Origin of the sequence: uncultured Aliiroseovarius sp. (genome assembly GCF_947497285.1) — a bacterium.
Lineage (GTDB): Bacteria > Pseudomonadota > Alphaproteobacteria > Rhodobacterales > Rhodobacteraceae > Aliiroseovarius.
On record NZ_CANMFT010000002.1, the window covers coordinates 158,111 to 178,950 of the forward strand.

Sequence of the window (20,840 nt, forward strand, 5' to 3'; positions counted from 1 at the left end):
ATGATAGAGCGCGGTCTGAAAATCTTGCTGGTGGTGCTGCTGTTCGCGGTCGGTGTGGGCTATCTTGGCCACCACCACCCGGCAGGGGACAGTTTCGCGGTGTTTCGCCCGCAACTGGCCGCTGGTCTGTTGGCGCTGGGTGTCCTGCTCTGGCTGGTTTCGGCGCGCAAGCTGGCCGTGTTCGCAATTGCGGTCGCAACCCTTGCTCTGGGTCCAATCTTGCGCATGAACGGTGTTCTGAATGCCGCAAGCGAGATGGACCTGAGCGTGTATCAAAAGAACATGCGGTTCCGTGTGGAAGATCCCAAGCTGCTGGGGGACGACGTTATGAAGCGGCGTCCGGATTTTCTGACCCTGCAAGAGGTGAGCGGGGCGAATATGGCGCTGTTTGACACGTTGGGGGCAACCTATGGCGCGCGTCAATTCTGTCCCTTTGCCACGGTTGGCGGGGTCGGTGTCGCGTCGCGTTGGCCGATTGTCGAAGGGTCTGGGTTCTGTGCCGAAGCTGACGGGCTTGCCGCTATGCAGGTCACCACCCCGAAAGGCCCGGTCTGGGTGGTGTCGATCCATCTGCACTGGCCATGGCCCTACAGCCAACCCGCCCATCTGGCGCGTCTTTTGCCCCGGCTTGCGAAAATGTCGGGACCGATGGTGATTGGTGGTGATTTCAACATGGTGCCTTGGAGCGACGCGCTGCGCAATGTCGCCATGGCAAGCAACACGATGCGGATCGGGCCGCCCCACGTGACTTTGACCAAGCTGAAGGGCTGGATGCGTGTGCCGATTGATCATATTTTTGTCAGCGAAGGAGAGGGGATCGTCCAGCGGTTGCCGCGTCTCGGATCTGATCACTATGGCCTGTTTGCACGCTTCGCGCTTCCTTTCAACTAAGCGCGCGCGTCGAGCTTGCCTTTGCGTGTTGTCGCGCAGATGCTGCAGGGCGCATGAGAACGAGGCCGCAGATGGTGGAAATCTGTCAGAACGACCTTCCCATACGCCCGTGGGAGGACACCCGCCTGAACCGGTTGCCGGGTCTGAACCCGACCGCGCCGGGCGAATGGTTGATCCAAGACGATGCCTATGCGGCGCAGATGGCCTATCGGGTTACACTTATGCGCGACCATCAAGACGCTGTGCATCGTCTGTCATCTGATGCGCGGGCCGCGGCGCGCGAGCTTCTTGAAACGGTGTTGGACGAGCTCGCGAATACGGACGGGTTTCAGGTCTCAAGGACCGAGGTGCGCTGTCCCGACGGGCGGGTGGTCAAGATAGACGAGCGCGCGCCCCTTCTGACCTGTGGGGCATTGGTGCAGGAAGACTTTGTCATCATGCAAAAGCAAGGCGACGAGCATGTGCTGACCGGTGCCATCCTGTGTTTTCCGGCTAGTTGGTCGCTGGCGCAGAAATATATGCGACCAATGCTGCGCATTCACAAACCGGTCGCTGCGTATACGGACGACATCGCCCGACGGGTTCAGCGGTTGTTTGATGGCATACGGACCCAGCGCCCGATGTGGCGCGCCAATCATCTGCTCTATGACGACCCGGAGCTTCATCAACCCAGAACCGAAGAGGACCGTCGCGACGGGTCGGGCGAGGGGCCAAAATGGCTGCGTGTTGAGCGTCAAGGAATGCGGCGGTTGCCGGTGACGGATGCAGTCGTGTTCTCGATCCATACATATGTGCTGTCAGATGCGCGACTTAGGCAGTTGAACATCCAGGTGCCGGGGCTGCACAACTAGGCGCTTTCGCCAAACGATGGGTTTTGGCGCGCTGATATTCTCCTGCAGGTAGGCGAAATTCGCCTCATGAGAGCGGTGCGTTGCCTGTTCGCATCGGTTTTAAACTTCGGGTCGAGATGACCGCTTTGTTCATGGTAGATTTTGACAGCAGCAATATGATCCGCCCGAAATCCGGTCACGCGCGTGGTTTTGCACGGGTTGGTCTGATCGGACACCTCGCAACGAGGTGCATTTTATTGTTGAATGAAAGTAGGGTAGATGATGAAGCTCAAAATCTCCGTTCTCGCGGTTGCATCCGCAACTATCTTGTCAGGTTGCTTTGATCGGGCCGGCTATGAAACCATCCCCGTCAAGCTTGAGACGCCGGAAGGTGTTGTGACCTGTCAGCTTTACACCCCCAAGCGCGTGATGTGGGATCGCGCGATTGCGGCGCCTGATGGAATGACCACCGAAGAAGCGAACGCCTATTGCGTCGAAGAAGGTCAGCGTCAGGTGGATGCCTACAAAGCCAGCAAAGGCTAGGCGACACACTGTTCTAGAATGCCAAAAACGGGCCAGTCGCGAACTGGCCCGTTTTTTGTTGTCTTGTGGTTCAAGCCTTCACAGCTTTGGCGCAGCCAATCGCGCGGTGGCAGTTGACCTGCGGGTCTTGAGCGGTTCGCGCATCGTATGGCGAACGCGGTGAGAGCCGCTTATTTTGCCGGAGCCTGATTGGTTTTCAAAATGCTTTGCATCCACCGCCGAAGTCCGGTCTGTGCAGCGCCCTTGTTTGGTGCGTCTTTAGACCCGACCTGACGGAAGGCATCGTTCAAGCGAAGCTCGGCCTGGCGAGTTTCTTTCGCAGAACTGCGGTAGTCGCTTTGTGATGTCATCAAGCCCATGTTCATTTCTTTCCCGTAGTAATCCTGACACCTCGCAAGCTGCACACAGAGCATGAGATTTGTTGGGAAAGATTGTGGCATTTTCGCAGAAGATTTGGCGGTGGTCGCCACAATTCAGGGTGGTGGGGTGCCGGGGTGCGCACGCAAAAAGGGCGCCGCATGGGCGCCCTTTCAATTGAAGTGCCGCGCGTGGATCAGCAGCTGTAATAAAGCTGGTATTCCACTGGGTGGGGTGTGTGTTCGTAGACGTAAACCTCTTCCCATTTCAGGTCCATATAGCCTTGGATCTGATCCTTGGTGAACACGTCACCGGCCAGAAGGAAGTCGTGATCCGCCGCAAGACTGTCCAGCGCTTCGCGCAGGGATGCACAGACTGTGTCGATGCCTTCCAGCTCTTCTGCCGGCAGGTCATAGAGGTTTTTGTCCTGTGCGGGGCCCGGGTCGATCTTGTTCTTGATGCCGTCAAGGCCCGCCATCAGCAGCGCTGCAAAGCACAGATAGGGGTTTGCGGCCGGATCGGGGAAGCGGGCTTCCACGCGCTTGGCTTTCGGGCTTTCCGTCCACGGGATGCGGACGCAACCCGACCGGTTACGGGCCGAATAGGCGCGCAGGACGGGGGCTTCAAAACCGGGGATCAGGCGCTTGTAGCTGTTGGTCGACGGGTTGGTGAAAGCGTTCAGCGTCTTGGCGTGCTTCAGGATGCCGCCGATGAACCAGATCGCTTCCTGGCTGAGGTCGGCATATTTGTCGCCCGCGAATAGCGGCTTGCCGTCTTTCCAGATCGACATGTTCACGTGCATCCCGGTGCCGTTGTCGCCCGCAATCGGTTTGGGCATGAACGTCGCCGTTTTGCCGTAGGCGTGCGCCACGTTGTGGATCACATACTTATACTTCTGAAGTTCATCGGCCTGTTTGGTCAGGGTGTCGAAGATCAAGCCAAGCTCGTGCTGGCACGACGCGACCTCGTGGTGGTGCTTGTCGGTCTTCATGCCAAGCTGTTTCATCGTGGTCAGCATTTCCGACCGCAGGTCTTGCGCGTCGTCAATCGGGTTCACCGGGAAATAGCCGCCTTTCAGGCCCGGGCGGTGGCCAGTGTTGCCCATTTCATATTCGGTGTCCGAATTCCACGACGCATCAATCGCATCGACTTCGAACGAGACCTTGTTGATGGTGTTCGAGAAGCGGACATCGTCAAACAGGAAGAACTCGGCCTCCGGACCCATATAGGCGACGTCGCCGATGCCAGAGGCTTTCAGGTAAGCCTCGGCTTTCTGGGCGGTGCCACGCGGGTCACGACCGTAGGCTTCACCGGTGTCCGGCTCGACGATCGAGCAGTGAATGCACAGGGTCTTTTCCGCATAGAACGGGTCGATGTATGTGCAGGTCAGATCGGGCATCAGCTTCATGTCTGAGTTTTCGATCGACTTCCAACCCGCGATGGACGAGCCGTCGAACATGAAGCCTTCTTCAAGGAAGTCTTCGTCGACAAGGTCGCAATCCACGGTCACGTGCTGCAGCTTGCCGCGCACATCGGTGAAACGGATGTCGACATAGGCAATGTCGTCTTCCTTGATCTGTTTGAGTACGTCTTTAACGCTCATGTCTCTTATCCTCTGGTTCTTATCTTAACTGGGACTGTGTCAAACCGCGTCCAAACCGGTTTCGCCGGTGCGGATGCGGATCGCTTGTTCTACGGGGGTGACGAAGATTTTTCCGTCACCGATTTTATCTGTCTTGGCAGCCTCGACGATCGCCTCGATGGCTTCGTCCACCTGATCGGCGGGCAGAACGACTTCGATCTTCACTTTGGGCAGGAAGTCGACGACGTATTCCGCGCCGCGATAAAGCTCTGTGTGGCCTTTCTGACGGCCAAACCCCTTCACTTCGATCACCGAAAGGCCTTGCACCCCGATGTCCTGAAGCGCTTCTTTCACTTCATCCAGCTTGAACGGCTTGATGATGGCTTCGATCTTTTTCATTGCATCCCCCATTTGGCTCATGCGTGTCGCGACTCAAAGACCACTTTCCCAAGGGCGGGACAATTGGATAGGCTGACGCAGGGCGGTCCCATCTGACCGATTTCCGGGCAACTGCACAAAATTTAGGCAGTTGGTTCAAGATTTGAGCATGTGACGAAAGGTGATCCATGAGTGAATTGCTGACAGCGGCCCAGATGAGGGCCATCGAGCAAGCTGCAATCGACTCAGGCGAGGTCACCGGGCTGGAACTGATGGAGCGCGCGGGTAGGGGCGTGGTTGAAGCCATTTTCGAGGAATGGCCTGAGCTGGCGAAGACCTCTCACAAGGCGGTGGTGCTGTGCGGGCCGGGGAACAACGGTGGCGACGGGTTCGTTGTGGCGCGGCTTCTGAAAGAGTGGGGCTGGGAGGTGGGGGTGTTCCTGTATGGGGACGCCGAGAAGTTACCGCCGGATGCGCGGGTGAACTATGAACGGTGGCTCTCCATTGGTTCCGTGTCGGGTACTAGCGCCGATACAAGCGTATTCAATGATCAAAACGAGACTCGGGAAGATGTCGCTCTGTATGTAGATGCCCTTTTAGGAACCGGTCTGATGCGTCATTTTGGCGATCTGCCGGTCGTGCAGGACGATTTGAACATTGTAGCAAAGCAGTTTCGTAAGAAAGCTGGTGTTGGACGTGTTGTCGCCATCGATATTCCCAGCGGTCTTTCATCAGATACTGGATATTACCCGGGGTATACTCACAGTGATCCGATTGAGGATTGTATAATCGCAAACCTCACAGTTTCTTTCCATAGTAAGAAGGTAGGGCACGTTCGCGTTTTTGGACCTGCTGCTTGTGGCAAGGTTGTAGTCAAATCGATCGGACTTGAGGGCAGTCCCCGGCCGCGGGGGGGGATGCAATCCCCGCCCGGGGGGGCGGTCGGGGATTGCCCGGCGGTTCCACCGGGCGAGATCGTCAAATTGGTCGAGCGGCCTAATTCGTTGGGCAAACAGAGCAACACCCACAAATACTCCCACGGCCACGCCCTCATCCTTGCGGGCTCTTCTGGCAAAGGCGGCGCGGCGCGTCTTGCGGCACGTGGTTCGTTGCGTATCGGGGCAGGGCTTGTGACCGTCGCGCCGACACCTGGCGCGCTTCAGGAAAACGCAGCGCGGTTGGATGCCATTATGTTGTCGCCTGTTGGGGATGCCCCGACGCTTGAGGCCGTTTTGGCGGACGAGCGGCTCAATACACTTTGTCTTGGCCCCGGATTGGGGCAAGAGCGGGCGCGGAAGTTGGTGCCGGTGGCGCTGGCGGCCAAGCGGGCGACGGTGCTGGATGCGGATGCGTTGACGGCTTATGCGGACAGCCCAGCCGAGCTTTTCAGCATGCTGCATGAAAACTGCGTGCTGACACCCCATGCGGGCGAGTTCGCGCGGTTGTTCCCGGATATATCTGACAAGCTCAACGCCCCCGAGACCAAAGGACCTGCCTATTCCAAGGTCGACGCGACGCGCGAGGCCGCTGCACGGGCAGGGTGCGTCGTGCTGTTCAAGGGGCCGGATACGGTGATTGCAGCGCCGGATGGGCGGTGTTCGATCAACTCAGCCGCCTATGAGCGGTCCGCGCCTTGGTTGGCGACAGCCGGATCTGGCGACGTGCTGGCGGGGTTCATCACCGGGCTGCTCGCCCGTGGTTTCAACCCGATACAAGCGGCTGAGAGCGCCGCTTGGCTGCATGTGGAATGCGCGCTGACCTTCGGGCCGGGGTTGATTGCCGAGGATTTGCCAGAGGCCCTGCCAGAGGTGTTTAGAAAGCTGGGTGTTTAGGCGTCTCGGTCTCTGGCTGGTGGGCGGGTGAGGAAAGAACGTTCAGCCCTCCGACGCGGACCAACTGCGGTGTATCAAAATGCAGCTGGAACAGGGGCAGTTCGGCGTCCAGATCCATGTGGCGGATCAGTTCTCCGTCTGTGATGGCGGAGACGGGCACAAGCGCCCGGTCGTGTCCAAACATAGCCCGCGCCATCCAGCCGTCCACCATCACATGCTGCTGATCTGATAGGACAACAGGGTTGGGGTCGGTGCGCGCGCGCCCCGCGGCCAACGCATTGGGCGAGATGCGACACAGCTTGCGGGCAGGGGCGACATGGCGACTGACAGAGGCAAGACGCGCGCGGGTGCCATCAGAGGTGAGGATGCGGTCGCCGGGGGAGAGTGTTTCGATCGCGCGATTGCCGTGCAAGGTGCGCACCAATGCGCCGGGGCCAATACCAGCGGTTGGACATGTGCTGCGCACATATCCAGCCACCGCGCCCCCTGAAAAGGAGATGGGTGTCATAGGTCGTCCTGCCTTCGTCTGTGGCCCGGTTGTTGGGCTCTGCTCATTACCGGCAGGCTAGCAAGCTGGTGGGCGAAATCACCTGTTTTCTGGTGGGCAACGGGGTCTTGGGGCAGATCGCTGCAATCACTGTGGCCATTTCGTCGCGAATTGCCGCTGATCAATGGCCAAAGCGGGCGTTTTTCCTCTCGCATCCCGTCCATACCGGTGCTAGAAGGGCGCGAATTTGGGCGGCCCCTCCGATTTGGCGCGGGCTGCCCACGGTTTTTTGCGGGTGTGGCGGAATTGGTAGACGCACCAGATTTAGGTTCTGGCGCCGCGAGGCGTGGGGGTTCGAGTCCCTTCACCCGCACCAGAAATGGAAAAGGACAAGATGATGCAGGTCACCGAGACCCTGAACGAAGGTCTGAAACGCGGCTATAAGATTGTGGTTCCGGCCTCTGATCTGGACGCAAAAGTCAACGAAAAGCTGATCGAGGCGCAGCCCGAAGTCGAAATGAAGGGCTTCCGTAAAGGCAAAGTGCCGATGGCTCTGCTGAAAAAGCAGTTTGGTCAACGCCTGATGGGCGAAGCCATGCAAGAAGCCGTTGACGGCGCGATGAGCAAGCATTTCGAGGACAGCGGCGACCGCCCTGCGATGCAGCCCGACGTGAAGATGACCAACGAAGATTGGAAAGAAGGCGACGACGTTGAGGTCGAGATGAGCTATGAAGCTCTGCCCGATATTCCCGAGGTCGACCTGAAGAAGATCAAGCTTGAGAAGTTGGTCGTCAAAGCTGGTGACGCGGACATCGAAGAAGCGTTGGGCAGCCTTGCTGAAACCGCGCAGGATTTCAAAGACCGCAAGAAGGGCTCGAAAGCCAAAGATGGCGATCAGGTTGTGATCGACTTCCTTGGTAAAGTTGACGGCGAAGCGTTCGACGGCGGTGCGGCGGAAGATTACCCGCTGGTGCTGGGCTCAGGGTCGTTCATTCCGGGCTTTGAAGAGCAGCTGGTTGGCGTGAAAGCTGGCGACGCGCTTGACGTGAAAGTGGCCTTCCCGGCCGAATACGGTGCGGAGAACCTTGCGGGCAAAGACGCTGTCTTTGAATGCAAAGTGAAAGAGGTCAAGGAGCCTGTTGCCGCAGAGCTTAACGACGAGCTGGCCAAGAAGTTTGGCGCGGACGATCTGGCGGCCCTGAAGGGTCAGATCGGCGAGCGTCTGGAAGCCGAGTTTTCGGGTGCGGCGCGTGCCGTGATGAAGCGCGGCCTGCTGGACGAGTTGGACAAGCTGGTTGATTTCGACCTGCCGCCGTCGCTGCTCGATGCAGAAGCCAAACAGATTGCCCACCAATTGTGGCATGAAGAAAACCCGGACGTTCAAGGTCATGACCACCCGGAAGTCGAGCCGACCGAGGAACATGTCAAACTGGCTGGTCGCCGTGTCCGCCTTGGCCTTTTGCTGGCCGAGCTGGGCCAAAAAGCCGAGATCGAAGTGTCCGACGCCGAGATGACCCAAGCGGTCATGAACCAAGCGCGCCAATACCCCGGTCAGGAACGTCAGTTCTTTGAATTCGTTCAGCAAAACCCGCAGATGCGTCAGCAAATCCAGGCGCCGCTGTTTGAAGACAAAGTCATCGACTATGTTTTTGAACTGGCCAAAGTGTCGGAAAAAGAAGTGTCCAAGGACGATCTTCAAAAGGCTGTTGAGGCTTTGGAAGAAGAATAAGACCGGCCACGCCGATCAAAGAAAAGGCCGCCTGATTGGGCGGCCTTTTTTTGTTTTGGGGCATCGATGGTCTGGGCAAAGATCTAGCCGGGTCTCAAGCCCGTTTCGACCAACAACCCCTTACGCTTGGCTTCGTAGTAGTAGCCCCTCGCATACCATTTCATCGCTCCGTCGATATTGCCACCTGACACGATATAGGCGCCGCGCAGGTATTTGCCGGCGTATTTCAGGTTCACGTCCGGGTTCAATAACTCTTTGGCCGGGCCGCGATGCCCCATTGTTCGTGCCGTCTGTGGAAGGATCTGCAACAGCCCCCAATATGGCCCATTGCGCGCTGACGGACGGTGCGTGCTTTCGCGCACGGCTTGCCGGTGCACCAACTCGCGCGGGATCTGATAGTGGTCCGCCCATTTGTTAATAAGCGCGCGAAGTTCAGGCGTTTCGTTGGGGTAAAGGGGTGGGTTGAATCGTTTACCCGCATTGGTGCTGGAGGCACGTTCAGACCTGTCACGGCCCATGCAGGCAGAAAGCGCCAAGGCGGGGACGGCAAAAAGGAGCGCACGGCGCGTGTGATGTTTCATGCGACGACTGTAAGACGGACAGAAACGCGTGGGTAGGGGCTGTTTCGAAATGGGCGAAAGGGTGCTGGTTGGCGTTAGGGTAACAGCGGCGTATCCCTGTCTTTCCTTGGCGGCCCGCTATAACCACTTGGCGAATTTGAAGATCAGGAACAAAGCGATCCCCAAGAGCGCTGAAACACCGGCCAGAAGCCAGAACGCCATCGGTGCGCTGGTTCCCGGCATTCCGGCGACATTCACGCCGAACAGGCCCGTTAGGAACCCCAACGGCAAAAAGATCGCCGCGACGACCGACAAAACATAGCTATTGCGGCTGAGGGCGTGGGCCCGGTTTGCGTCGACGTGATCGTGAATCGTCGTCAGGCGGTCCCGTGTGGCGTCAAGTTCCTCTACGATGCGCCGTGTTCTGTTGCTGGTTTCGCGCAACTGTGCCAGTTCGTCCGGCGCAAAGATCCACCCTTCGATTGCAGCCAGATTCGCGATGGCGTCGCGTTGCGGGTTGATGAAACGGCGCATTTTTATCACCGCGCGGCGCAGCTTGGCGAGCTGATCCGGGGCAAGCGTGCTTCCTTCTGAGGTGGTCTCTTCCATCTCATCGGTTTCGTCTTCCAGCGCAAGAGAAACAGCTTCGATCCGGTTGGTAAGCCCATTGGTGAGTTCTGCCAGAAACTGCCCAACCGTTGCCGGTGCGATACCATCTTCGGCGGCTTCGCGAATGGCATCGACGGCCCAGACCTTGCGCAGCCGCGCCGACACGATTGCGCTTTCTGTCACCCACATGCGAAGCGATACCATATCTTCAGGATCGGATTGTGGGTTGAGGTTGACGCCTCTTAAGTTCAGGATCAAGCCGCCCTGCAGGCGTTCGCATCTGGGCCGGGTTTCGCTTTGCAACAATGCCCGTGCGGCGATATCGGGCAGGTGTTCGTTGACCCATATCGCCGTTGCCGGATCATCCAAAGCGAAGTGCAACCAACGGTAGCCCTGCACAGCGTCGATGCTGGGCCAATCATCTTCGATTGGCCGTAGTGAGTTGCCTTCAAATGCAAATGCGGCGATGGGCTTGATAGATTTGCTGTCCATAGAACTAGCTTATTGCCGAACCAACCCCTATTGCAAAAGCCTTCGTGGACTTGCGAAGATATTTGTTCGATTGAGACGCAGGACAGTCAAGACGCGACACACGAGCGGCGCTTAGAAAACCAAAAGGCCGCCCCAATCAGGGCGGCCTTCGGTGTTAGCATGAAAAGAGGATTAGTCCTCTTTCTCAGCCTCTGCGGGCGCGGCTTCTTCTTCGACAGCTTCAGCCAGATCGTCGTCTTCGGACGCAGCGGCGCCGATGTCGTCGAACAGTTCACCGATCTCGAATTCAGCTTCGGCTTCGGCTTCAGCAGCCAATTCCTGAATGGACTTGCCCGAGGCTTGCAGTTCGGCCTCTTCGATCGAACGTGCGACGTTCAATTCGATTTCGACTTCGACTTCGGGGTGCAGAACCACGTGCACACTGTGCAGGCCCAGATCCTTGATCGGGGCTTTCAGTGCGACTTGCTTCTTGTCGACGGTGAAACCGGCTTCGGTGGTGACGTCAGCGGCGTCACGCGGGGTGACCGAACCGTAAAGCGCGCCAGCGTCCGAGGCGGAGCGAATCACGACAAACTGCTGTCCGTCGAGTTTTGCGGCCAGTGCTTCGGCTTCTTTCTTGGTCTCCAGGTTGCGCGCTTCAAGTTGCGCTTTCTGAGCCTCGAAATTGTCGATGTTGGCTTGCGACGCGCTAAGCGCCTTGCCTTGCGGCAGAAGGAAGTTACGAGCAAAGCCGGACTTGACGTCGACGACGTCGCCCATCTGCCCCAACTTGGCCACACGTTCCAGAAGGATAACTTGCATGTTCAGATCTCCTTACTTCACGGCGTAGGGAAGCAGGGCGAGAAAGCGGGCGCGTTTGATGGCGCGCGACAGTTCACGTTGCTTCTTGGCCGACACTGCAGTGATCCGTGAGGGGACAATCTTGCCACGCTCAGAGATGTAACGCTGCAGAAGGCGCGTGTCTTTATAATCGATCTTCGGCGCGTTGTCGCCCGAGAACGGGCATACTTTGCGACGGCGGAAAAATGGTTTAGCTGCCATGGTTTAGATCCTTTCGAACTTAGCGGTCACGAGGGCGGCGATCGGCCCGCTCGTCACGCTTTTGCATCTGGACCGACGGACCTTCGGCGTGGTCGTCAACCTTGATGGTCAGAACACGCATGACATCGTCATGCAGGCGCATCAGGCGTTCCATTTCCTGAACGGCCGGTGCAGGTGCATCGGTGCGCAGGAACGCATAGTGGCCTTTGCGGTTCTTGTTGATCTTGTAGGCCATCGTTTTGACGCCCCAATACTCGCTGTCAACGACTTTACCGCCGTTGTCACCCAGCACGGTGCCAAAATGTTCGATGAGGTTCTCAGCTTGCGTGTTGGAAAGATCCTGACGCGAGATGAAGACATGCTCGTAGTGCGGCATGTGAACTCCAGTTCTATTGTAAGCGCGCTTCAAAGGATGGGTGCTTATGCCTTCCCGCTACCCACCCACGAGAGGCCACGCGGTTCATTACTTACGGAAAGGACGGTGCCTTATACACGCCTGACCTTGTGGCGCAAGGCTGTTATGGCCAAATGGCGAACGGGTGCTGTGCGAAGGCAAGGGGGGGGCGATGAAACGTTGCTGATCCGCGCAATGCCCTTGAATGACCAGTCGCTTGCCGCAATCCCGTCACAGTTCGGTGCGAGCAATAAACCATATTGGTGGTGGGAAAGACTTCGCCATCAAACGTTGCCAATACTCAAGGACGAGGGTGCCCGATGTCGCTTTCCAACACGTTCAGTCAATTTCAAACACGCCAAGACGAACCCGTCGCCGGGCCAGAGCTTGTGCACACCCATTGGGGCTATCGGCTTCATACCGCAGATTTTGACGAAGGGCTGCCGCGCTTCGGTCGGGCCATCGGACGGTTTGTCGGGCTTGTGCTGTTGTTGGTGATTGCCGGCATCTGGTCTTATTCCGCTAATACCTTTGCTGATCCGCTTATGATGTCGATGAAGCTTGGCATGACGGGGCTTCTGTTTGTGTTCGGCTGGCTTTTGTTCTGGTTTGGTCGCGACACCAGCCGCCCTGAAGCGCAGATCGACCTGAACCATCGTGAAATTCGGATCGGGCGGTCTGACCGGTTGGGCCGCTTCAACCTGGACACGCGAGTGACCTTCAGCGAAGTCGGTTCTGTCCTGATCTTGCGTGACGCAGACACGACAGGCAAAGCAGGGCTGTATGCGCGTATCGGCAGCGGTATGGACGCATTCGAGATTATCTCGGGCCAAGAAGACGTGCTGGAGCCGATCCAGAACCGGTTGGTTCAAGACCTGACAACGGCCCGCCGCACCGTGCGCAACAAATCCGCCTGGCCGTCGTTGTCCGGCGAAGGCTCAGTTTCGCTGGCACGTGTCTCGGCGTCCTGACACGGCGACGCCTGCACACACGAATTAATCTGCATTCAGGCACGCACCGGTATCCGGCTGCGTGCCTTTTGTGTTCTCACCAAAGCTGATTGCGCCAGAGCCCCCCGCGCGCTATTCCCAAGGGGAACGTTCTTGGCAAGAGGAGAGCCCATGAGCCGCGCATTCGTATTCCCCGGGCAGGGCGCCCAAGCGATTGGTATGGGCAAGGCCCTTGCAGATGCATACCCAGCCGCAAAAGCCGTTTTTGACGAAGTCGATGACGCGCTTGGCGAAAAACTGTCGGCTCTAATCTGGGAAGGTGCGCAGGAAGACCTGACACTGACACAGAATGCCCAACCTGCGTTGATGGCAACCTCGCTTGCTGCGATGCGTGCGTTGGAGGCAGAAGGGGTGACGATCGACGCTGCATCCTATGTCGCGGGCCATTCCTTGGGCGAGTATTCGGCACTGGCAGCGGCGGGCACGTTTTCAATAGCGGACACAGCGCGCCTGTTGCGCGCGCGTGGCAAAGCCATGCAGGACGCCGTGCCGGTCGGCGTCGGCGCGATGGCGGCCTTGTTGGGGCTGGACTTCGAAACGGCGACCGCTGTAGCGCTTGAGGCGGCGCATGATCAGGTCTGCCAGGCGGCCAATGACAATGACCCGTCACAAGTGGTCGTTTCAGGCCACAAAGAAGCGGTCGAGCGCGCGGTCGAGATTGCCAAGGCCAAAGGTGCGCGCAGAGCGGTCTTGTTGCCAGTCAGTGCGCCTTTTCACTGCGCCTTGATGCAGCCCGCCGCAGAAGCCATGGCCGAAGCGCTGTCGCAGGTCGAACTGAAGACCCCGAAGGTGCCGTTGGTGGCCAACGTCCGTGCCGCCGAGATTTCCGACCCGACTGTGATCCGGTCGCTGTTGGTCGAGCAGATCACCGGGTCGGTGCGCTGGCGTGAAAGCGTGATGTGGATGGCCGAGCACGGTGTCACCGAGATTTGGGAAATCGGCGCGGGTAAGGCGTTGTCCGGCATGATTCGGCGCATCTCGAAAGAGGTTGGAACCCTTGCCGTCGGCAGCCCTGAAGATGTCAAAGCCGCAGCGCTGTCCCTGAACGGCTGACGCCAGAGTTTACAAGAAGAAGGAAGAGCAGATGTTTGATCTGACAGGAAAAACGGCACTTGTGACAGGTGCATCCGGGGGTATTGGCGGTGAGATCGCGAAGGCTCTGCATGAAGCAGGCGCCACTGTTGGTCTGTCGGGCACTCGCGTTGCCCCACTGGACGCCCTGGCGGCCGAGTTGGGAGAGCGGGCGCATGTTCTGCCCTGCAACCTGTCGGACGCAGATGCCGTCGATGCACTGCCCAAACAAGCCATTGAGGCGATGGGGTCCGTCGATATTCTGGTGAACAACGCTGGTATCACGCGCGACCAGATTTTCATGCGGATGTCGGATGAGGAATGGGACAGCGTGATCAACGTAAACCTGACCTCGACCATGCGCCTGTGCCGTGGCGTGATGCGCCCCATGATGAAGTCGCGCTGGGGCCGCATTATCAACATCAGCTCGATCGTGGGCGCGACAGGCAATCCAGGGCAGGTGAATTATGCGGCCTCCAAGGCTGGGATGGTCGGATTGACCAAATCCATCGCCTATGAGGTTGCAAGCCGCGGGATCACGGCCAACTGCGTTGCCCCCGGTTTTATCGCCACCGCGATGACCGACAAGTTGACGGATGACCAAAAGGACAAGATCAACGCCCAAATTCCCGCCGCCCGCATGGGCACCCCCGAAGAGATCGCGGCGGCCGTTTTGTATCTTGCATCGCCGCAAGCTGGATATACGACCGGCGCGACGATCCACGTCAACGGCGGTATGGCGATGCTTTAACCCGAACGGCCGGATTGGCAATGATCGACTTGATGATCTATTGTCCTCCGAAAGCGTTTGCCTATCGAATGTGATGTGCTATAGGCGGCGCATGTTTTTCCCCAAAGAGCCCTTTCGGGTCGGGGAGCTCGGCGTAACGCGCTGGAAACTGAGTGGCCCAAGCCGGGTCTATCGAAGAAGGGCCAAGTGCCTGAATAAACGTGAGGATTTATCATGAGCGACGTCGCAGATCGCGTGAAGAAAATCGTTGTTGAGCACCTGGGTGTTGAAGAGGACAAGGTTACGGAATCGGCCTCGTTCATCGACGACCTTGGCGCTGACAGCCTGGATACTGTCGAGCTGGTTATGGCTTTCGAAGAAGAGTTCGGCATCGAGATCCCGGACGACGCTGCTGAAACCATTCAGACCTTCGGCGACGCCGTGAAATTCATCACCGAAGCCGTCTGAGCGCTCGGTTGAAAAAGTCGGAACGCGGCGTCCTTCGGGGCGCCGTTTTCTTTTGCGTTCAGGGATTTGCAGCACGTGGACAAGTTTCTGCTGCCGCCGGATGGCGTTTGCCGCCGATCCTGAGAGGTCTTGGGTGAAGCCTCTTGCCCCTGAACCCTTCACCGCGCTATCAAGCGTGGGATTTCAGACTTCCTGAGAAAGGGCAGCACAAATGCGTCGAGTGGTCGTTACGGGTCTTGGAATGGTTTCTCCCCTTGCGTGTGGGGTCGAAGAAACTTGGAAGCGTATTCTAGATGGTCAATCGGGCGCTGGTCCGATCACCAAGTTTGATGCCTCGCGTGTGACAACAAAATATGCGTGCGAAGTGCCGCTTGGGGACGGAACGGATGGCACGTTCAATCCCGATGATTGGATGGAGCCGAAAGAACGCCGTAAAGTAGATGACTTCATCCTTTACGGTCTGGCCGCTTCCGAGATGGCGGTGAAAGACGCTGGCTGGATGCCGGAAGACGAAGAAAGCCGGTTGCGCACGGGCGTGATGATCGGGTCCGGCATTGGCGGTCTGGCGACCATTGCCGAGACCTCGATTATTCTGAACGAGCGCGGCCCCCGACGGGTTTCGCCCTTTTTCATACCCGGATCGCTGATCAATCTGATTTCAGGTCAGGTGTCGATCAAGTTTGGCTTCAAGGGGCCGAACCATGCAGTTGTTACCGCCTGTTCGACGGGCGCCCATGCCATCGGTGACGCCTCGCGTTTGATCCAGACGGGCGACGCGGACGTGATGATCGCAGGCGGAGCCGAGGCTGCGATTTGTGAGCTTGGCATCGCCGGGTTCAACGCCTGCAAGGCGCTGTCGACCAAGCGCGCCGACGATCCGCAAGCCGCAAGCCGCCCCTATGACGAAGACCGCGACGGGTTCGTGATGGGCGAAGGTGCTGGTATTGTCGTGCTTGAAGAATACGAACATGCCAAGGCGCGCGGCGCCAAGATCTATGCCGAGGTGCTGGGTTATGGCCTGTCAGGCGACGCCTATCACATCACAGCCCCGTCCGAGGACGGTGATGGTGGGTTCCGTGCGATGCAGGCTGCCCTTGCCAAGGCGGGGCTTGAGCCGTCGGCGATTGACTATATCAACGCGCATGGCACCTCGACCATGGCCGACACGATCGAACTGAGCGCCGTCGAACGCCTGTTGGGCGACGCGGCGGACAAGGCCACGATGAGCTCGACCAAAAGCTCAATCGGTCACCTGTTGGGGGCTGCGGGCGCGGTGGAGGCGATTTTCTGCATCCTCGCCCTTCGCGACCAAATCGCACCGCCGACCATCAATCTGGACAACCCCGCCGTTGAGCCGCGCCTGAGTTTGGCCGCCAACAAGGCTGAGAAGCGGGTGATCAACACGGTTCTGTCCAACAGCTTTGGTTTTGGCGGCACCAATGCCAGCCTGATCATGGGCAAGGTCGCTGACTGATGTGGCGTAATATCGCCTCGAACGCGCTAAGCCTGTTCGTTGTCATCATGATCGTTGCGGTCGGGGTGATCGCATGGGGCAAGAAACAGTATACCGGTCCCGGTCCTTTGGCAGAAGCCATTTGCCTGCGCGTCGAGAAGGGCTCTAACTTCTCTCGCGTCGCAGATAAGCTGACGGATCAGGGCGCGATATCCAGCGCCACGATCTTCAGGTTGGGGGTTGAGTATTCCGACAAGACCTCGGCGTTGAAGGCCGGGTCTTTCCTGGTGCCCGAAGCCGCGTCGATGCAGGATATCGTGGATGTTGTTACGCGCGGTGGGGCCTCGACCTGTGGCACTGAAGTGCTGTATCGGATCGGCGTTCTGACGGCGGTCATGCAGGTGCGTGAACTGGATCCGGCAACACAGGAATATGAAATCACAGCTGAGTTTAAGCCGGCTGAACTGGAAGGTGCTGCACCCGAAACCTATACAGAGGTGCGCGGCGAGAGCGACACGCGCTATCGCATCGCGTTGGCGGAAGGTGTGACCAGCTGGCAGATTGTGGACAGCCTGAACAAAGCTGATTTTCTTGCCGGAGATGTCACCGAAATTCCAGCCGAAGGCAGCCTTGCGCCAGACAGCTATGAGGTTAAGCCGGGGGCCGAACGCGCGACGCTACTGGCCAATATGCAGGCGGCCCAGAGCAGCATTCTTGCCGCTGCCTGGGAGGCGCGCGCGCCTGATCTGCCCTATGCCAGCCCGGAAGAAGCGTTGATCATGGCGTCTATCGTCGAAAAGGAAACCGGCGTGGCCGAAGAACGGCGGCAGGTGGCAAGCGTGTTCGTGAACCGTCTGAACCAAGGGATGCGGCTGCAAACCGACCCGACCGTGATCTATGGCGTGACCAATGGTCAAGGGGCGTTGGGGCGAGGGTTGCGCCAGAGCGAGCTTCGTCGCGAGACGCCTTACAATACCTATGTGATTGAGGGCCTGCCGCCGACACCGATTGCCAATCCCGGCAAGGCGGCCATCGAGGCGGCGATGAACCCAGACTCGACGGACTACATCTTCTTCGTGGCCGATGGCACGGGCGGTCATGCATTTGCGGAAACGTTGGATGAACACAACCGCAATGTCGCCAAGTGGCGCGAGATCGAAGCGGAGCGTGCGAACCAGTGATTTGGTAAATAAAACATGACCTTGCCGCACGCTGTTGCCGCGGGTCAGTTTGACAGAACGCACGGTCGCCCGTAGGTTCTGGGATACGCTAGAAGACGTGAATGTAACGGCCTTGGGCACCCGCCCGGGGCCGTTTTTTCATGTCGCTCGTTCGGAGACGAGCATGAGAGGCAAATAAAAAAATGACAATGATCACGCCCTTGGGGAAGGACGCGGCTTCGGACGAGTATCTGAAGATCGCGGACACGTTTTTTCTGCGTGTTTTGAAAGAGCTGGACCGTCAGTTGAGCGCGGCGGAACTGGCCAATTGTGAAACCACACCGGGTTTGGCGAAAGCCGTGGCCGAGGTGCGCCGTGCCATGCAAACGGTATTCGAGGAAAGGAAACGTCTTGAACAAAGTGGAAGCAACGCCTTTGGCGGGGCCGGAGCGGTCGCACTCGACCTTGCTCAGGCCCGGGATGAAATCGGGCGCCGATTGGCTTGCCTGCGCGACGCAAGAGGAGCGGGCGGCGTTTCTGAACAGCCTGAGTGATGGTGCCTTGGTGGCATTGCCTTACCTGTTCGAGTTCTGGGCGCTGGATCACCAATTGCCCCCGGAAGGCGACTGGCGCACATGGGTCATCATGGGGGGGCGTGGCGCGGGGAAAACCCGCGCCGGGTCCGAATGGGTGCGCGCCGAGGTTGAGGGGGCTGGCCCCCTTGATCCCGGCCGTTCGCGCCGGGTCGCGCTGGTAGGCGAAACCATTGACCAAGTGCGCGAGGTGATGATCTTCGGCGAAAGCGGCATTCTGGCGTGTTCGCCGCCGGATCGCCGCCCGGAATGGCAGGCAGGTCGGAGACGGCTGGCCTGGCCCAATGGGGCGGTGGCGCAGGTGTTTTCGGCCTATGAGCCTGAAAGCCTGCGGGGTCCGCAGTTTGATGCGGCATGGGTCGATGAGCTCGCCAAGTGGAAGAAAGCGGAAGAAACGTGGGACATGCTCCAATTCGGGCTGCGTCTTGGCAGCCATCCTCGGCAATGCGTCACCACCACACCGCGCAATGTTGGGGTGTTAAAGACGATCCTGAAAAACCCCTCGACAGTCACGACACAAGCGCCGACGGAAGCCAACCGGGCCTATCTGGCGAAAAGTTTCCTTGAGGAGGTGCGCAGCCGATATGCGGACACGCGACTGGGCCGGCAAGAGTTGGACGGTGTGCTGTTAGAAGACACCGAGGGCGCGTTGTGGACCATGGCCGGGCTGGACAAGGCACGCGTCACGGGTGACCTGCCAGCCTTTGATCGCGTGGTGGTGGCGGTTGACCCGCCGGTCACGGGACACAAGGGGTCGGATGAATGTGGGATCATCGTCGCAGGCGTCGTGGCGCAGGGCGCGCCGGGGGATTGGCGCGCCGTTGTGCTGGATGATGCGAGCGTATCGGCCGCTAGTCCATCTCAGTGGGCGGAGGCAGCACTGGAAGCCATGCGCCGCCACAAGGCGGACCGTTTGGTGGCCGAGGTCAATCAAGGCGGTGATCTGGTGGAATCGGTGATCCGACAGATTGACCCGACCGTTTCGTTTCGCGCCGTGCGCGCCACGCGGGGCAAGTCGGCGCGGGCCGAGCCTGTCGCTGCGCTTTATGAACAGGGGCGGGTGGCCCATGTGGGCGGGATGTCTGCGCTGGAAGACCAGATGTGCCGCATGACCATTCAGGGCTTCGAGGGCAAGGGTAGCCCGGACCGTGTTGATGCGTTGGTCTGGGCGCTGCATGAATTGATCATTGAGCCCGTTGCCAAATGGCGCAGGCCGCAGGTGCGCACGCTGGGTTAAAGAGTTTTTTAACCTCGGGTGGCAGAGTGCAAAACATCGAAAGGCGGGGTCCTGAGCCCAACCAGCCCACGGGTCCCGCCTGACATCAACGAGACAGAATTTTCACCGAACGGTAGCGCGACACGCGTTTCGCCGGGCGGGAGAGGTTTGCCGGGGGTCATCCCCGACTTGGACAGAACGCGAGGAGCACCAGCCGATGGTATTCGACTTTCTCAAGCGTGGCGATGCAGCGCATATGGCCACGCAGCCGACCGAAACCAAAGCGTCCGCGACCGGGCCGGTCATCGCCTATGGCGGTGCGGGTCGTGTGGCCTGGAGCCCGCGCGATGTGGTCAGCCTGACCAAGACTGGCTTTGCGGCCAATCCGGTCGGGTTTCGGTCGGTCAAGCTGATCGCAGAGGCCGCCGCCGCGCTGCCCTTAGTGCTTCAGGACGATGCGCAGCGGTTCGAGGTTCATCCGCTTCTAGACCTGTTGGCCCGCCCGAATGCGGCACAGGGCCGTGCTGAACTGTTTGAAGCCTTCTTCGGGCAGTTGCTGTTGACCGGGAACGGTTATTTCGAAGCGGTGGCCAGCGAAGACGGGTCGGTGTCAGAACTTCATGTGCTGCGTTCGGACCGGATGAACCTGGTGCCGGGGGCGGATGGCTGGCCGGTGGCATATGACTACACGGTTGGTGCGCGCAAACACCGCTTTCATGTAGGCGAGGGGTCATCGCCGATCTGCCACGTCAAAGCCTTCCACCCGCAGGATGATCATTACGGGCTGTCCCCTTTGCAAGCCGCCGCCACGGCGATTGATGTGCACAATGCGGCGAGCCGGTGGTCGAAAGCACTGCTGGACAACGCCGCAAGGCCGTCGGGCGCTATCGTCTACAAGGGCGCGGACGGGCAGGCGCAGTTGAGCGCAGACCAGTATGACCGGCTGCTGTCCGAGATGGAAAGCCACCACGTGGGCGCGCGCAATGCCGGACGCCCGATGTTGTTGGAAGGCGGTCTGGATTGGAAGCCGATGGGGTTCAGCCCCTCGGATATGGAATTCCAGAAAACCAAGGAAGCCGCCGCGCGCGAGATTGCGCAGGCCTTTGGGGTACCGCCGATGCTGATCGGCATTCCAGGTGATGCGACCTATGCGAACTATCAGGAAGCCAGCCGGGCGTTTTATCGCCTGACCGTGGTGCCCTTGGTGTCGCGCGTCGCGGCCAGTGTCGGCCACTGGCTGGCGGGGTTCACCGGTGAAAGCGTGGTGCTGAAGCCCGACCTTGACCAAGTGCCCGCACTGTCCGCTGAGCGTGACCAGCAATGGCGCCGCGTGGCCGAGGCCAGTTTCCTGTCCGATGCCGAAAAACGCAGCCTTCTGGGTCTGCCGCCTGTCGCCTCTGACGACGTTTAACAA

At 59.1% G+C, this 20,840-nt stretch carries 22 protein-coding genes and 1 tRNA gene; 15 read left to right on the forward strand and 8 right to left on the reverse strand.

The window, feature by feature from the left end:
- The 3 genes from Q0864_RS04230 to Q0864_RS04240 all read left to right on the forward strand — a co-directional run bounded on the left by Q0864_RS04230 (nt 1) and on the right by Q0864_RS04240 (nt 2,264).
- On the forward strand, nt 1-891 hold the full coding sequence (locus Q0864_RS04230) for an endonuclease/exonuclease/phosphatase family protein (protein ID WP_298566461.1): 891 nt from the start codon (nt 1-3) through the stop codon (nt 889-891).
- Nucleotides 892-962: 71 nt separating this feature from the next.
- Nucleotides 963-1,742, forward strand: a complete 780-nt coding sequence (locus Q0864_RS04235) for a DUF3445 domain-containing protein (RefSeq protein ID WP_298566463.1) — start codon at nt 963-965, stop codon at nt 1,740-1,742.
- A gap of 261 nt (nt 1,743-2,003) precedes the next feature.
- Nucleotides 2,004-2,264: a hypothetical protein gene (locus tag Q0864_RS04240; RefSeq protein WP_298566464.1), complete on the forward strand. Its 261-nt coding sequence runs from the start codon at nt 2,004-2,006 to the stop codon at nt 2,262-2,264.
- 553 nt (nt 2,265-2,817) lie between these two features.
- On the opposite strand, the gene glnA is transcribed toward Q0864_RS04240, so the two are convergent.
- Nucleotides 2,818-4,224 (reverse strand): type I glutamate--ammonia ligase, encoded by a 1,407-nt coding sequence (glnA, locus tag Q0864_RS04245; protein ID WP_298566465.1) that lies wholly within the window; start codon nt 4,222-4,224, stop codon nt 2,818-2,820.
- A 39-nt stretch (nt 4,225-4,263) separates the two neighbouring features.
- The gene (locus tag Q0864_RS04250; RefSeq protein ID WP_248363468.1) at nt 4,264-4,602 is read right to left on the reverse strand and encodes a P-II family nitrogen regulator; all 339 of its coding nucleotides are present in this window, start codon (nt 4,600-4,602) and stop codon (nt 4,264-4,266) included.
- A gap of 167 nt (nt 4,603-4,769) precedes the next feature.
- Between Q0864_RS04250 and Q0864_RS04255 the strand changes: the two genes are divergently transcribed.
- Nucleotides 4,770-6,413, forward strand: a complete 1,644-nt coding sequence (locus Q0864_RS04255; protein WP_298566468.1) for an NAD(P)H-hydrate dehydratase — start codon at nt 4,770-4,772, stop codon at nt 6,411-6,413.
- On the opposite strand, the gene Q0864_RS04260 is transcribed toward Q0864_RS04255, so the two are convergent.
- Nucleotides 6,394-6,921 carry a Hint domain-containing protein gene (locus Q0864_RS04260; protein ID WP_298566469.1) on the reverse strand — a complete coding sequence of 176 codons (528 nt, stop codon included), beginning with the start codon at nt 6,919-6,921 and terminating at the stop codon, nt 6,394-6,396. The two genes, Q0864_RS04255 and Q0864_RS04260, sit on opposite strands and share 20 nt — an antisense overlap.
- A 270-nt stretch (nt 6,922-7,191) precedes the next feature.
- Between Q0864_RS04260 and Q0864_RS04265 the strand changes: the two genes are divergently transcribed.
- Nucleotides 7,192-7,276 (forward strand) — tRNA-Leu (locus tag Q0864_RS04265).
- 21 nt (nt 7,277-7,297) lie between these two features.
- Nucleotides 7,298-8,629: a trigger factor gene (tig, locus tag Q0864_RS04270; protein WP_298566470.1), complete on the forward strand. Its 1,332-nt coding sequence runs from the start codon at nt 7,298-7,300 to the stop codon at nt 8,627-8,629.
- Between the two features lie 83 nt (nt 8,630-8,712).
- On the opposite strand, the gene Q0864_RS04275 is transcribed toward tig, so the two are convergent.
- The 5 genes from Q0864_RS04275 to rpsF form a co-directional block, all read right to left on the reverse strand.
- Nucleotides 8,713-9,210: a lytic transglycosylase domain-containing protein gene (locus tag Q0864_RS04275; protein ID WP_298566472.1), complete on the reverse strand. Its 498-nt coding sequence runs from the start codon at nt 9,208-9,210 to the stop codon at nt 8,713-8,715.
- 117 nt (nt 9,211-9,327) lie between these two features.
- Nucleotides 9,328-10,290 (reverse strand): zinc transporter ZntB, encoded by a 963-nt coding sequence (locus tag Q0864_RS04280; protein WP_298566474.1) that lies wholly within the window; start codon nt 10,288-10,290, stop codon nt 9,328-9,330.
- Nucleotides 10,291-10,461: 171 nt separating this feature from the next.
- Nucleotides 10,462-11,091 carry a 50S ribosomal protein L9 gene (rplI, locus tag Q0864_RS04285; RefSeq protein WP_298566475.1) on the reverse strand — a complete coding sequence of 210 codons (630 nt, stop codon included), beginning with the start codon at nt 11,089-11,091 and terminating at the stop codon, nt 10,462-10,464.
- A 12-nt stretch (nt 11,092-11,103) separates the two neighbouring features.
- Nucleotides 11,104-11,331: a 30S ribosomal protein S18 gene (rpsR, locus tag Q0864_RS04290; protein WP_068246410.1), complete on the reverse strand. Its 228-nt coding sequence runs from the start codon at nt 11,329-11,331 to the stop codon at nt 11,104-11,106.
- A gap of 19 nt (nt 11,332-11,350) precedes the next feature.
- Nucleotides 11,351-11,707, reverse strand: coding sequence for a 30S ribosomal protein S6 (rpsF, locus tag Q0864_RS04295; RefSeq protein WP_298566481.1), 357 nt, complete (start codon nt 11,705-11,707; stop codon nt 11,351-11,353).
- 338 nt (nt 11,708-12,045) lie between these two features.
- Between rpsF and Q0864_RS04300 the strand changes: the two genes are divergently transcribed.
- The 9 genes from Q0864_RS04300 to Q0864_RS04340 all read left to right on the forward strand — a co-directional run bounded on the left by Q0864_RS04300 (nt 12,046) and on the right by Q0864_RS04340 (nt 20,837).
- Nucleotides 12,046-12,696, forward strand: coding sequence for a hypothetical protein (locus tag Q0864_RS04300; protein WP_298566483.1), 651 nt, complete (start codon nt 12,046-12,048; stop codon nt 12,694-12,696).
- Nucleotides 12,697-12,846: 150 nt separating this feature from the next.
- Nucleotides 12,847-13,788: an ACP S-malonyltransferase gene (gene fabD, locus Q0864_RS04305; RefSeq protein WP_298566485.1), complete on the forward strand. Its 942-nt coding sequence runs from the start codon at nt 12,847-12,849 to the stop codon at nt 13,786-13,788.
- A gap of 31 nt (nt 13,789-13,819) precedes the next feature.
- Nucleotides 13,820-14,557 carry a 3-oxoacyl-[acyl-carrier-protein] reductase gene (gene fabG, locus Q0864_RS04310; protein ID WP_298566487.1) on the forward strand — a complete coding sequence of 246 codons (738 nt, stop codon included), beginning with the start codon at nt 13,820-13,822 and terminating at the stop codon, nt 14,555-14,557.
- 213 nt (nt 14,558-14,770) lie between these two features.
- Nucleotides 14,771-15,004: an acyl carrier protein gene (locus Q0864_RS04315; protein WP_248363444.1), complete on the forward strand. Its 234-nt coding sequence runs from the start codon at nt 14,771-14,773 to the stop codon at nt 15,002-15,004.
- 211 nt (nt 15,005-15,215) lie between these two features.
- On the forward strand, nt 15,216-16,478 hold the full coding sequence (fabF, locus tag Q0864_RS04320; RefSeq protein WP_298566492.1) for a beta-ketoacyl-ACP synthase II: 1,263 nt from the start codon (nt 15,216-15,218) through the stop codon (nt 16,476-16,478).
- Nucleotides 16,478-17,638 (forward strand): endolytic transglycosylase MltG, encoded by a 1,161-nt coding sequence (mltG, locus tag Q0864_RS04325; protein WP_298566494.1) that lies wholly within the window; start codon nt 16,478-16,480, stop codon nt 17,636-17,638. The genes fabF and mltG overlap by 1 nt, the downstream gene beginning before the upstream one ends.
- 182 nt (nt 17,639-17,820) lie before the next feature.
- Complete coding sequence (locus tag Q0864_RS04330; protein WP_298566496.1) at nt 17,821-18,171, forward strand: permease; 351 nt, start codon at nt 17,821-17,823, stop codon at nt 18,169-18,171.
- Nucleotides 18,098-19,447, forward strand: coding sequence for a terminase family protein (locus Q0864_RS04335; protein ID WP_298566498.1), 1,350 nt, complete (start codon nt 18,098-18,100; stop codon nt 19,445-19,447). Before Q0864_RS04330 ends, Q0864_RS04335 begins: the two co-directional genes overlap by 74 nt.
- 196 nt (nt 19,448-19,643) lie before the next feature.
- Nucleotides 19,644-20,837 carry a phage portal protein gene (locus Q0864_RS04340; protein WP_248363432.1) on the forward strand — a complete coding sequence of 398 codons (1,194 nt, stop codon included), beginning with the start codon at nt 19,644-19,646 and terminating at the stop codon, nt 20,835-20,837.
- Nucleotides 20,838-20,840: the final 3 nt, after the last annotated feature.

Excerpts from the sequence above, each read along its gene's own strand:
- Q0864_RS04230 (WP_298566461.1), top strand. The coding sequence starts at position 1 with ATGATAGAGCGCGGTCTGAAAATCTTGCTGGTGGTGCTGCTGTTCGCG.
- Q0864_RS04235 (WP_298566463.1), top strand. The coding sequence starts at position 963 with ATGGTGGAAATCTGTCAGAACGACCTTCCCATACGCCCGTGGGAGGAC.
- Q0864_RS04240 (WP_298566464.1), top strand. The coding sequence starts at position 2,004 with ATGAAGCTCAAAATCTCCGTTCTCGCGGTTGCATCCGCAACTATCTTG.
- glnA (WP_298566465.1), bottom strand. The coding sequence starts at position 4,224 with ATGAGCGTTAAAGACGTACTCAAACAGATCAAGGAAGACGACATTGCC.
- Q0864_RS04250 (WP_248363468.1), bottom strand. The coding sequence starts at position 4,602 with ATGAAAAAGATCGAAGCCATCATCAAGCCGTTCAAGCTGGATGAAGTG.
- Q0864_RS04255 (WP_298566468.1), top strand. The coding sequence starts at position 4,770 with ATGAGTGAATTGCTGACAGCGGCCCAGATGAGGGCCATCGAGCAAGCT.
- Q0864_RS04260 (WP_298566469.1), bottom strand. The coding sequence starts at position 6,921 with ATGACACCCATCTCCTTTTCAGGGGGCGCGGTGGCTGGATATGTGCGC.
- tig (WP_298566470.1), top strand. The coding sequence starts at position 7,298 with ATGCAGGTCACCGAGACCCTGAACGAAGGTCTGAAACGCGGCTATAAG.
- Q0864_RS04275 (WP_298566472.1), bottom strand. The coding sequence starts at position 9,210 with ATGAAACATCACACGCGCCGTGCGCTCCTTTTTGCCGTCCCCGCCTTG.
- Q0864_RS04280 (WP_298566474.1), bottom strand. The coding sequence starts at position 10,290 with ATGGACAGCAAATCTATCAAGCCCATCGCCGCATTTGCATTTGAAGGC.
- rplI (WP_298566475.1), bottom strand. The coding sequence starts at position 11,091 with ATGCAAGTTATCCTTCTGGAACGTGTGGCCAAGTTGGGGCAGATGGGC.
- rpsR (WP_068246410.1), bottom strand. The coding sequence starts at position 11,331 with ATGGCAGCTAAACCATTTTTCCGCCGTCGCAAAGTATGCCCGTTCTCG.
- rpsF (WP_298566481.1), bottom strand. The coding sequence starts at position 11,707 with ATGCCGCACTACGAGCATGTCTTCATCTCGCGTCAGGATCTTTCCAAC.
- Q0864_RS04300 (WP_298566483.1), top strand. The coding sequence starts at position 12,046 with ATGTCGCTTTCCAACACGTTCAGTCAATTTCAAACACGCCAAGACGAA.
- fabD (WP_298566485.1), top strand. The coding sequence starts at position 12,847 with ATGAGCCGCGCATTCGTATTCCCCGGGCAGGGCGCCCAAGCGATTGGT.
- fabG (WP_298566487.1), top strand. The coding sequence starts at position 13,820 with ATGTTTGATCTGACAGGAAAAACGGCACTTGTGACAGGTGCATCCGGG.
- Q0864_RS04315 (WP_248363444.1), top strand. The coding sequence starts at position 14,771 with ATGAGCGACGTCGCAGATCGCGTGAAGAAAATCGTTGTTGAGCACCTG.
- fabF (WP_298566492.1), top strand. The coding sequence starts at position 15,216 with ATGCGTCGAGTGGTCGTTACGGGTCTTGGAATGGTTTCTCCCCTTGCG.
- mltG (WP_298566494.1), top strand. The coding sequence starts at position 16,478 with ATGTGGCGTAATATCGCCTCGAACGCGCTAAGCCTGTTCGTTGTCATC.
- Q0864_RS04330 (WP_298566496.1), top strand. The coding sequence starts at position 17,821 with ATGACAATGATCACGCCCTTGGGGAAGGACGCGGCTTCGGACGAGTAT.
- Q0864_RS04335 (WP_298566498.1), top strand. The coding sequence starts at position 18,098 with ATGAAATCGGGCGCCGATTGGCTTGCCTGCGCGACGCAAGAGGAGCGG.
- Q0864_RS04340 (WP_248363432.1), top strand. The coding sequence starts at position 19,644 with ATGGTATTCGACTTTCTCAAGCGTGGCGATGCAGCGCATATGGCCACG.